Source organism: Exiguobacterium profundum, from assembly GCF_001909285.1.
Taxonomy (GTDB): Bacteria; Bacillota; Bacilli; order Exiguobacteriales; family Exiguobacteriaceae; genus Exiguobacterium; species Exiguobacterium profundum.
On record NZ_MRSV01000001.1, the window covers coordinates 570,122 to 577,230 of the forward strand.

Genomic DNA, 7,109 nt, shown 5'->3' on the forward strand with positions numbered 1-7,109 from the left:
GTAGAGCATCTGACTTGTAATCAGAGGGTCGAGGGTTCGAATCCTTTCGCCGGCACTCCTCGGGGGGGTAGCGAAGTGGCTAAACGCGGCGGACTGTAAATCCGCTCCTTCGGGTTCGGCGGTTCGAATCCGCCCCCCCCCACCAGGTTTGAGCCATTAGCTCAGTTGGTAGAGCATCTGACTTTTAATCAGAGGGTCGCAGGTTNAGAGCGCCTGCCTTGCACGCAGGAGGTCAGCGGTTCGATCCCGCTAGGCTCCACCATATGTTTTTTTCTTAAGTTAGTGATGACTTAAGTTTTTTTTTGTTTTTATTCATTAACCATTCAATTGAGAGTACAGAGAAAGGCAGCCTGCCACCATTCAGGCTGCCTTTTTGCATGTTTATTCATCATTCTGCCGAGTTGAACCAAACAAATGATAGCGTTTACAATTTAACTATCAAGCATATAAAGGGGGAATGGCGATGCAATGGTCATATATTCACGTGCCGCTACGTTACGGTCAGGGGAAATTAGGGGTCGATCAAGGACCGACAAAGTTAAATGAAATGGGGATGCAACAACTTCTTCCGACAGAAACGGTCAAACATACGATTCGTGTCTTGCCAGAATCTGAAATTCGAGAAAATGAAGAACACTTAAAACGGGTTGATGGTGTCTTGCATACCGTCACGGAATTGGCAGAAGTCGTACATCGTGAAATTTCGGAAAATCGATTCCCTTTGATCGTTGGGGGCGATCATAGTATGGCAATCGGTACTCTTGCTGGATTGGCTCAAACAGGTCCTTATGGAGTCATTTGGGTGGATGCTCACGCTGACTTAAATACAGGCGAAACATCACCGTCGGGGAATATTCACGGAATGCCACTTGCGGCAGCGATGGGGATGGGCGACGTGCGTCTGACAGAAGTGGGCGGACGTGATCCGAAGCTATCACCAGAGCATTTAGTTTATATTGCCCTGCGTGATATCGATGAAGGAGAAATGAATGAAATCAATCGACTCGGCATCAAAGTCATTACAGTAGAAGAAGTACGTACGCGTGGCGTGGATGTCATCATGAAAGAGTCATTGAGTTATCTTCGTGAACGAGTAGACCGTTTTTATATCAGTTTCGATATGGATAGTCTCGATGCATCCCTCGTTCCTGGAACAGGTACACCGGTTGACGGCGGTTTAACAGAAGTCGAAGCCAAAGCGATTTTAAAAGAAGCGATGCAAGCAGAAGACTTGATCGCAGTAGAGCTCGTCGAGTTAAATCCGGCATTAGACCGGGATGACGTGACGGCTCAGTTGGCCTATCGCTTATGTGAAACGATTATAAAGTCTAAAGAAAACCTGTTATTGGAAGGCGAAACCGTCTGATTTCCTTACAGTTTCCAAACCCGTTTGCTACAATGGGGATGGAAACTTTTTTTGTTTTTTTTGAAACCATTTCAATATCAAGACGTATATAGAGATGACCGCATGTGTAGCGGAGAGGGGAAGTGGATTGATGGAACGGCTGACCACCCGTTTGGTTGATGAATTGAGGGCGGGGAATCACGATTCGTTTGCCGAACTGGTAGAACTATACAAGGATGGCGTCTTTGCAATCGCCTATAAAATTTTGTATGATCGTGGCGAAGCAGAGGACGCTGCCCAAGAGGCGTTCATTCGTGCCTATACACGAATCGATACGTACGACGCACAATATAAGTTCAAAACATGGCTCTATCGAATCACGACAAACGTTGCCATCGACCGATTGAGGAAGCGGAAGCCTGAATATTCGATGGATGCCGAAATTGCGGGTACAGACGGTTTGACTTATCAAGACCACTTAGCTGATGAAGCGCCCCAACCCGATGCCCAAGTGGTTCATCGCGAAATTCGAAGTGAAATGCATGAGGCAATCAAGCAACTTCCAGACAAATATCGCATTCCGTTATTATTAAAATATGTAGATGATTTGTCGCTTAAAGAAATTAGCGTGATGATCGACATGCCGGTCGCAACGGTTAAGACAAGGATCTTCCGGGGAAGAGAAATGTTAAAAACAATCTTTCAAAATAGGGAGGGGTTCAATTGACTCCTGAAGAAAAAGTACAACAATATTTGGAAGATGGCGTTTTGCCCGAAGAATCTGACGAATTGCGTCAATTGTTAGAGGACGATGAATTATATGAATCGTATCTACAATATGAACGAATCGACGCAGAACTGAAAGCATTGCCTCGTCCAAAGTTATCAGCAGATTTTACGGCCCGAGTGATGGCCGCTTTACCTGAAACTCCTGTACAAACAGCACCTGATCCCGTCGTACCGTTTTCAAAATCAGTTCGAAAAGAACGCAAACCGCATTCGAAACAAATGCAATGGTTGCAACGGCACCCAGGTTTGATTGCGGCCGTACTGTTCTTTAGTTTGATGTCTAGTGCGACACTCGGACTATGGAGCAGCGCTTCAGAGACGATGACCTATACAAAAGTACCAGGTGTGATCGTATCTGAGAATGAAGTCATTGTCCCGGCCGGTGTCAAGGTTGAAAAAGACATCACGGTCCAAGGTGGCGATTTACGGATTGAAGGTACCGTCAATGGAAACGCGACAGCCGTCAATGGTCGTGCCTATTTAGCAAGTGCCGGTCAAGTGACAGGTGAACTCGAACAGATCGATCAGATGTTCGAATGGATTTGGTACTCGATGAAACAACTTTTCTAAAGACGCTTCCGGCGTCTTTTTTTCGTTTCTATCTGGTTTCGTTTTGACGTGACGCAATGCGTATCTATTGAAATGATGATATAATGGAATTTGCACGATTTAGCTAGGTAGTTGAGGAGGGGAGCATTTGCCGCTACTTGAACAAGTATCATTTTTCTCATTTTTAAATCTTTCAGAAAACGTACATTGGTACGATTATTTGAATGATGTTTTAGATATCGTCGTCGTCACGTATGTCATTTACAAGTTGATGATGATTGTGCGTGGGACAAAAGCAGTACAATTAATTAAAGGGATTTCCATCATTCTAGTCAGTTGGTTCTTGAGCGGTTTCTTCGGATTGAAGACGCTCCAGTTCTTGCTAAATCAGGTGATCACGTACGGTCTCCTCGGAATTATCATCATTTTTCAGCCAGAGTTGAGACGTGGTCTTGAACATCTCGGACGAACGAGTAACTTATTCAGTCGTACGGGAACAAGTGATGAGGAGCAACAACGACAAATGATTGAAGCCATCGTCAGTTCCGCACAGTACATGTCAAAACGGCGAATCGGTGCATTGATTGCGATTGAACGTGATACGGGATTGAACGAGTATGTGGAGACCGGCATTCGTATGGACTCGCATATCACATCCCAGTTGATTATTAACTTATTCATTCCGAATACGCCGCTTCATGATGGCGCGATGATTATTCAGGACGGGAAAATTGCGGCGGCAGCTTGCTATTTACCGCTTTCGGAAAGCCCGCACATCGATAAAGCACTCGGGACACGTCACCGAGCAGCCATCGGGGTCAGTGAAGTGACGGATAGCGTCACTCTTACCGTCTCAGAAGAAACGGGAGCAGTCTCACTTGCAATCGCGGGCCGCTTGTATCGGGAACTAGACGAAGAAGCGCTTCGCAATAAATTAATTCAAGAACTCGTCATCGAAGAAAAAGAGGCGACCCTCTCGATAAAAAACAAAAAAGGAGGGGATAAGTAAGTGATTGATCAGTGGTTACAACATAAGTGGTTTCTCCGCTTCATCGCACTTGCTTTAGCCGTCCTTTTATACTTAATGGTCGCTGAGACCAGTTCTTCGAATAACGCATCTAGCGCATTGCCAATCGTCGGACAAAGTTCCATGACGCTCGATGTGCCGGTCGAAGTGTTTTTTGATGATTTTTAGTATGTCGCATATAATGTTCCGGAAGAGATGGGTGTCGAGCTTCAAGGGCCATCTAGTAGTTTAACGATGACGAAATTGGTGAAAGATTATCAAGTGTTCGTCGATTTGACCAATCTTGGCACCGGATTCCATCGTGTCCCGGTCGAAGCGCGTGGATTCGGCGGAGACGTCAATGTCAAACTAGATCGAGAGACTGTCGAAATCTATATCGATCGGAAACAAACGATTGAAGTCCCTGTGTCCGTGAATCTGTTGAACAAAGATCAATTACCGGACGGAAAAGTCGCGGGCGATGTCGAAATCGAACCGTCGACTGTAAAAGTCACAGGTGGTGCGAGTCGGATTCAAAACGTCAAAGAAATCACGTTGAATGTGGATGTTGCCAATCAAAGTCAGACGTTCACACGAGAAATTCCACCGACCATTTTAGATGCGAATGGAAATCCGTTGAACGTGTCGGTCGATCCGAATATCATCAATGTCACCGTACCGATTTATGACGAGAGCGCGATGATTCCAATCGAGGTCGTCACGAGCGGAGAGGTGGCAGACGATTTCCGCTTAGTTGATACGTTGCTAGGTGAGACGGAAGTCCGTGTCTTTGCACCAAAAGCGGTGCTAGATGAACTCCAGCAAGTGGAGACAGAACCGATTGAACTTGACGATTTAACGAAGTCGGGAAAAGTGACCGCTACCCTTCGTCTTCCGGAAGGAGTGACTTCACTCGGTAAAAAAGAAGTAGAAGTCCAGGTGCTCGTTCGTCCAAATGATGAGACGAAAGATGACACGGGTGAATTGACAGAGCGGATTCGGTTGACCGTCCCCATCACTGTCCGTGGATATGACCGGACGAATTACACGATTCAAACGCAAGAAGTGGTCAGCGTGACGCTCTCGGGCAAACGTTCCCTTCTTGAAAGCATCTCATCAAACAGTGTCAACGTGACGTTAGATCTTACCGGATTGCCGAGCGGAACACATGCGGTCGATGCAGATTATGAAGTACCAAAAGGCGTGACCGTGATCTCGCCAAAGACAATCGATGTTCAATTGACGAGTGTCGATGAAGAAACAGAAACATCTTCCATTCAATAAAGATGTTCAATCATACAAAAGTGAGGATTTAATCTTATGGGTAAATATTTTGGAACAGATGGAGTTCGCGGTGTTGCAAACTCTGAGTTAACTGCGGAATTAGCATATCGTTTAGGTCGTGCGGGTGGCTACGTGTTGTCGAAACATTTGCCAGAAGGCGAACAGCCAAAAGTGTTGATCGGTCGTGATACACGGATTTCAGGACATATGCTTGAAGGTGCATTGATTGCGGGTCTTCTCTCAATCGGTGCAGAAGTGATGCGTCTCGGTGTCATTTCAACACCTGGAGTCGCTTACTTGACGAAATCGCTCGACGCGACGGCAGGTGTCATGATTTCAGCATCGCATAACCCTGTGGCGGATAACGGAATCAAATTCTTCGGTAGCGATGGTTTCAAATTAGACGATGCGACCGAGCAAGAAATTGAAGACATCTTAGATGCTGCGGAAGATACGCTCCCGCGTCCGACAGGTAAAGATCTCGGTTTCGTATCGGATTACTACGAAGGCGCGCAAAAGTATCTTCAAATGTTGAAACAAACGGTAGAAGAAGATTTTGATGGTCTTCACATCGCACTCGACTGTGCACATGGAGCGACGAGTGGCCTTGCGGCTCGACTGTTTGCAGACTTAGAAGCAAACGTGTCGACGATCGGAAACTCGCCAAACGGTTTAAATATCAATGAAGGTGTCGGGTCGACACACCCTGAGCATTTGGCTGAATTCGTCCGTGAAAAAGGAGCGGACATGGGCCTTGCCTTTGATGGGGATGGAGACCGTTTGATTGCGATTGACGAGAACGGTGAAATCGTCGACGGAGACAAGATCATGTATATTTGCGGGAAATACTTGAGTGAAAAAGGGCGTCTCAAAGACAACACGATTGTCGCGACGGTCATGAGTAACCTCGGTTTCCATAAAGCCGTTGAAGAAGCGGGCATGACGGCGCTTCAAACAGCAGTTGGCGACCGCTATGTCGTAGAAAAAAAAAAAAAACATCAATATACACTCGGTGGCGAACAATCAGGTCATTTGATTTTCCTCGATCACTCGACAACGGGTGACGGTATGTTATCTGGTGTGCAATTGGCAGAAATCGTGAAATCGACAGGGCGTAAACTGTCTGAATTAGCGGCAGAGATGCCAGTTTATCCGCAAAAGCTCGTGAACATTCGTGTGACGAATAAAAACGATGCGATGAACGGAGAGCGTGTTTTGGCAACGATTCAAGAAGCGGAAGCGGAAATGGCCGGAAACGGTCGAATCCTCGTCCGTGCATCAGGTACAGAACCACTTGTTCGTGTCATGGCTGAAGCCCCGACAGCGGAAGAGTGTGACCGTTACGTTGAAAAAATCGCACAAGTCGTACGCGAAGATTACGGTGTAGACGGATAAAATTTTCAAAACCGGGAATAACACAAGGGAATCCACATCGGATTCCCTTTTTGTTTCCGTTTTGTCATCGAGAAAACAGCGGATTTTCTTGACGAATGGGGGTGTGATTTGTACTATTAAGAGCGTGACCTTGGAAACGGAAGGACACAAGAGTACGAACAAGCGCCAGAACTCTGCGGAGTTGACGAGGTTGGAGGTTATCGAGATTTCGGCGGATGCCTCCTCGTCGCCTGTCACGACGACAAACATGCTTTTAAAACGCCCGGGCGACCGGACGGACAAAGAAGCGTGTACTGACAGCTCTTAGAAAAAGCCCGTTTCCTTTTTCGAGAAATTTTAGAATAGAGGAGATTTGTTTATGTGTGGAATTGTAGGAATGATTGGGAATACCGGAGCGAAGGAAGTCCTTCTCAAAGGTCTTGAAAAACTCGAGTACCGTGGTTATGACTCGGCAGGTCTTGCGTTGATGCATGAGAATGTCAACGTTCACAAAGAAGTCGGTCGCATTGCTGCGCTACGCGAAATCATCCCAGCAGAAGTAGACGGCACGATTGGAATCGGCCACACACGTTGGGCAACACACGGGGTACCGAGCGTACCGAACGCCCACCCGCATCAAAGCACGACAGGACGCTTCACGCTCGTCCATAACGGCGTAATCGAGAACGACGAGCTCATCAAGAAGACGCTCGACGTCCCGTTCCTTTCAGAGACGGACACAGAAGTCATCGTCCAGCTCAT

The 7,109-nt window shown here is 46.7% G+C and carries 6 protein-coding genes, 1 tRNA gene and 2 pseudogenes; all 9 read left to right on the top strand.

Annotated features, from left to right (window positions below; all coding sequences use genetic code 11):
* The first annotated feature begins 61 nt into the window (after positions 1-61).
* Positions 62-145, top strand: a tRNA-Tyr gene (locus tag BBB58_RS03065).
* Positions 146-463: 318 nt separating this feature from the next.
* Entirely contained in the window at positions 464-1,366 is a 903-nt protein-coding gene (gene rocF, locus BBB58_RS03075) for an arginase (RefSeq protein WP_074035370.1), read from the top strand.
* 130 nt (positions 1,367-1,496) lie between these two features.
* On the top strand, positions 1,497-2,072 hold the full coding sequence (sigW, locus tag BBB58_RS03080; protein WP_012727640.1) for an RNA polymerase sigma factor SigW: 576 nt from the start codon (positions 1,497-1,499) through the stop codon (positions 2,070-2,072).
* Entirely contained in the window at positions 2,069-2,704 is a 636-nt protein-coding gene (locus BBB58_RS03085) for an RseA family anti-sigma factor (protein WP_074035371.1), read from the top strand. Before sigW ends, BBB58_RS03085 begins: the two co-directional genes overlap by 4 nt.
* Positions 2,705-2,831: 127 nt before the next feature.
* The gene (gene cdaA / locus BBB58_RS03090) at positions 2,832-3,692 is read left to right on the top strand and encodes a diadenylate cyclase CdaA (protein ID WP_074035374.1); all 861 of its coding nucleotides are present in this window, start codon (positions 2,832-2,834) and stop codon (positions 3,690-3,692) included.
* On the top strand, positions 3,693-3,878 hold the full coding sequence (locus BBB58_RS15285) for a hypothetical protein (protein ID WP_244150657.1): 186 nt from the start codon (positions 3,693-3,695) through the stop codon (positions 3,876-3,878).
* Positions 3,879-3,893: 15 nt separating this feature from the next.
* Positions 3,894-4,973 (top strand): annotated as a pseudogene (locus BBB58_RS15600) (CdaR family protein); the annotation flags it as partial.
* Between the two features lie 36 nt (positions 4,974-5,009).
* Positions 5,010-6,368: a phosphoglucosamine mutase gene (gene glmM / locus BBB58_RS03100; RefSeq protein WP_074035375.1), complete on the top strand. Its 1,359-nt coding sequence runs from the start codon at positions 5,010-5,012 to the stop codon at positions 6,366-6,368.
* Positions 6,369-6,726: 358 nt separating this feature from the next.
* Positions 6,727-7,109 (top strand): annotated as a pseudogene (locus BBB58_RS03105) (glutamine--fructose-6-phosphate transaminase (isomerizing)); the annotation flags it as partial.

Excerpts from the sequence above, each read along its gene's own strand:
- sigW (WP_012727640.1), top strand. The coding sequence starts at position 1,497 with ATGGAACGGCTGACCACCCGTTTGGTTGATGAATTGAGGGCGGGGAAT.
- rocF (WP_074035370.1), top strand. The coding sequence starts at position 464 with ATGCAATGGTCATATATTCACGTGCCGCTACGTTACGGTCAGGGGAAA.
- glmM (WP_074035375.1), top strand. The coding sequence starts at position 5,010 with ATGGGTAAATATTTTGGAACAGATGGAGTTCGCGGTGTTGCAAACTCT.